Consider the following 4,426-nt stretch of genomic DNA (forward strand, 5'->3'; position numbering starts at 1 on the left):
TTGTAAAAAATTAAAGATTTCAACATTTGTGCCGATTTGTATTTCACTTTACACTTTATTTTAGGATTCTAAAATGGCTAAAATTTCTCTTGAATCAACTGACACAACACTATATGTCAGTGGTCCATCCATTTTTTCTGTAAGCAAAATAGTTGCAAATGATCCTAGTATCGACTTCAAAATTTTCTTGGAAACAAAACAAGCTACAGCTGATTTGTCTAAAATTGGTAACGCGGCAAGTCATACAATTTTGTCATTACCCGGTAAAAGCACCGATTATTCACAATATTTCAATGCAAAATTGGGAATTATAAGAATTTTGGAAGGTAATAAGATTGTTGCATCTTTGCCTATTGAAAAAGATGCGGAAAAATCGAATGTGCAACTTCATTTCCCTGACTATTTACCAAATACGAATGTATATTTATTAAAACCAACAGGCGTATCAAAAGCGTTAGTTTTAGATAGCGAGCCTAATTTGTTACCCACTGTAAAATTAACGTCAAATAAAACTAGCGTGACCGAAGGCGAGACAATAACTTACACGGTAAGGTTGGATAATAAAACTACTACAAATTTAGATATCCCATATAAGTTGAGCGGTGCAGACATCACAACAGCTGATTTCACTAATCTTACATCATTGACTGATGGTGTTATTCGCATCCCAGCTGGTGCAACAACGGCATCATTCACATTGAACACTGTTGACGATGGCAAAACTGAAAGTGTAGAAACGATTTCTGTTAAATTGAGTACAGTTGCAGGTGCCAAAGTGAATGAAACCCCTGTAACTACCACGATTGCTAGTAGTGTTTCCCCAAACCCAATTCCACTGAGAAATGTACCGGTACCAGCCACAGCTGCTGAAGACTTGTTTATATTTGATTTTCAGATGATTGGTGGTCGAGTAACTAAAGCAATAAATACTAGTGAAGTAACAATTACTGGCTTTAATCCGCTCAATGACAAATTGATATTCAACAACGTCGTTACAGGCACCGTTTACACTGAAACGCAATTTATGGTGTTACCAGGCGTTGTAATTTCTGAAAACCCATTCACAAATAATACGACTATCTATGTAGATCCTCTTGCAGGTGCGTCAGCTGGCGTAACAATCGTGGGTATTTTAGACGAAAAGCTAGCATCAATTATTTTAGAAACGCGTTAATTAATTCAATTTCGGGTTAATACTACCTATCCAACCGTAGTATTCACATTTTTACTTTTTAACGTCACAAAGGATTTAGAATTATGACGACCGTTACGGGTACAAGTACAAGTTTAGACGAGAGTTTCATTCTCACTTCCACAGGGGATTACCGTGGTGGTCAAGGTGCAGATACATACATTCTCACCAACCAAATTCCAGCCTCTGCGATTATTACTATCACTGATAAAGAAGGTCTTAACAAAATTCAATTAGCAGATGGCTTGGTCATTGCTTCCAGTAAATTTTTGTCTAATGCTGCAGAATTAACATTGTCTAATGGTGCAATAGTTCGAATTCTTGGAGCCTCTTCTTTTACATTTGATATTGGTGCAAACACGACAACTGGTGATATTGCAACAAACCCAAACAGCACCTATGCTGATTTTGCTAAGGCATTGGGCGCACAAGTTGGCTCAACCACAGGTACGCCAAATTTTTTAGTACCCGTAACGATACCGACTTTCTCAATTATAGCGGGTGATGCATTCTCAACAATCGCAGCGGGTAATGTAAGTGGTTTTTCAGCGAGTGGTGTATCAGAAGGCAGCAATGCAACTTTCACAGTTAAATTAAGTGCGGCTCAAACAACAGCAGCTACCGTTAACTACAGTCTTTCTGGAAAAGGTACTACAACTATTGGTAATGATACAGGTACTGTTGCAGTACAGGGTACTGGCGTTACTGCAACAGGTGGGACATTAACGTTTGCTGCAGGCATTACCACTGCAACGATTAGTGTTCCTGTCACTTTTGATACCTTGCTAGAATCTGGCGAAGGCATAGATTTAACGTTGTCATCGCCAAGCTCTGGGGTTTTATTAGGCACTGATTTTATTGCGAGTAAGGACTTTCTTGATTCCACAGCACCAACATTCTCAATGAGCTCAAGTGCTGTTTCTGGCATACATACATTGGAAGGAAGCACAATTACTTTCACCATAACACCAGACGCAGTTTTGACGAGAGATATCACATTGCGCTTGGATTTAGTGGGTGCCGTGAAAAATGGCACAGTACCTGCTGATTTCCAAATTGCCGCGCCTGAATTGATTTTTAATACAGGTAACTCACTGCTTAAAACTATTACGGTAAATGTTGCAAACGACATTTCTATGGAAGGTGTTGAAAATTACACCGCAGTATTGGTTGATACCAAAACAGGCATTCAAAAAGCACCATCAATTATTGGCACCATCAATGATAGTGCCAACGTTACTGGTCCAGTGTTTATTGGTGCTGAAATGGATACCGCAGGAACAAGCATTGATTTAATTTACAACCAAGCGTTAGGTAAAGCGGCAACAGAAACGACTTCCCCATTTGCATTTGTGATTAAAGTCGGTACAAACATTGTTACGCCCTCTTCTGTTACCGTTGTTGGTTCAAGAGTAAAATTGAATCTTGCTGATGCAATTACAAAGGGCATAAACGATGTCACTATTGATTATATCTCACCGACAGCATCTGCATTAACATCTAACCCTGCGATTCAAGATATATTGGGTAACGATGCTTTCCCAATTGTAAAATTTCCTGTAAAAAATAATTCAATCTTGGATTCATTAGCATCAACATTGACACTTGCAATGGAATCTAACTTCAACGGTCCCAGCACTGCTTCAACGGTTAGCTTGAAAGCAAATTCGCCTATTTCTACTATTTTCAATGCCACAAGCGCACCTGGCATTAAACAAATCATTATCGACGGTACCAAAGCAGAGGTAACAGTTAATAACTTGGCAACGTTGGCAACGGTTCAGTTAAATAATCAACCTTTTGGTAATTTATCTGTCGCTTATGCTTTAACGTCACCTGTTGTCACAAGTACTTCTACTTCTGATGTACAAAGATTGACTGTTTCTAATGTTGGTTCGACTGATTCAGTTGCCGTTGCGATTGATAAAGTAGAATCGCTTATCTTAGTGTCTACAAATTATCCAAACAAAGTCGGTTTATCAGGTGTTACAGCGGCAACCACTATTGCTGTAGAAGGTGATAAGGCGTTAACCATTACTACCGTACCGCTTCTATTAAACAATTTCAATGCAGCAAGTGCAACAGCCAGTATTAATGCAAACTTATCAGCGGCAACTAAACTTCTGTCTGTTCAAGGTGGTGCAGGTGCTGACACCATTACTGTCGATGCAACTAAATTAGATCCCAATGCGCTAATTTCAGGTAATGGAAGCGCAGATACATTGTTCATCAACAGTGGTGCTACAGTGACGCCATTGCAACCAAGGATGTCAACAGTTGAAACGTTGAAAATTGGTGCCATCACTGGAGATTTAGTGTTTAAAGGTGACAAAACGACTGATTTAACAAACCTATCGCTTGCGAGTACGCTTGGTGCAAATGTTAATTTAGAGAATCTTACAACGTCTAATTTCACTGTTGATACAAACGGTGTGACAGCAGCTAAAACTGTAACTGTTACAAATATTGGCACGGAAACATTGAACTATATTGCTGAATCAACAAGTTTCGACAATAACGACGCTATTTTCAACTTTAGCAACGCAAGTGCATTAACCGTTAACGTCGGTAAAAATGTGGTGCAAAAAGGTGCGATTACGGCTAACAAAGCAGTTTCTATTACACTTAGTGTTACATCTTCTAAAACATCAGAGAACCCAACAGAGTTGACTTCGTTTAAAGGTTCTTTAAATTCTCTAACAGCAAGTTCTTTAAATGTTAACGCAACAGGTACATTAGTACCTGGTTCAGAAACATTAGATTTAACAACTTCAGCATTACCTAAGTTAAAAACATTGACAATTACGGGTGGTGGCAGTGTTAGTATGAAGGTAGCACAATACAATCTCTTAGAGACGATCACGGCGGCGGGTACTGATACGATTATCTTGTCTGATATTGGTGACGTCACGGCTAAAGCGGGTATCGAAAAGTATGATCTTGGTAGCATAGGTAGCATAGGTCGTAAGATTACCATTCCGAGTGAAGTGGTAGCAGCAGTCACTATCAAAGGTGGTACTGGCGCAGATACAATTACTTTAGGTGCTTTGGGGGCAACAATCACTGTTGATGATTCAACCGTTGCTGTCACAGGTGGTGCAGGTGCTGATAACGTCACGTTCTTAAACACACTTGCTTTAGCTGATACATTGTCATTCGATGGTGGAATAGGCACTGATAGTGTTGTTCTGCCTGCTTTTGCTAATACTATTACGTTAACTAACGTTGAAACCA

Annotated in this window: 2 protein-coding genes; both read left to right on the forward strand. The window is 39.2% G+C overall.

Features of this window, described 5'->3' with window-relative positions:
• The first annotated feature begins 73 nt into the window (after positions 1 to 73).
• The gene (locus AC1YY3_RS12820; protein WP_482194579.1) at positions 74 to 1,174 is read left to right on the forward strand and encodes a hypothetical protein; all 1,101 of its coding nucleotides are present in this window, start codon (positions 74 to 76) and stop codon (positions 1,172 to 1,174) included.
• 83 nt (positions 1,175 to 1,257) lie between these two features.
• Positions 1,258 to 4,426, forward strand: a 3,169-nt coding sequence (locus AC1YY3_RS12825; RefSeq protein WP_482194580.1) for a beta strand repeat-containing protein, incomplete at its 3' end; no start/stop codon positions are given.

It is taken from the genome of Methyloglobulus sp. (assembly GCF_964779595.1).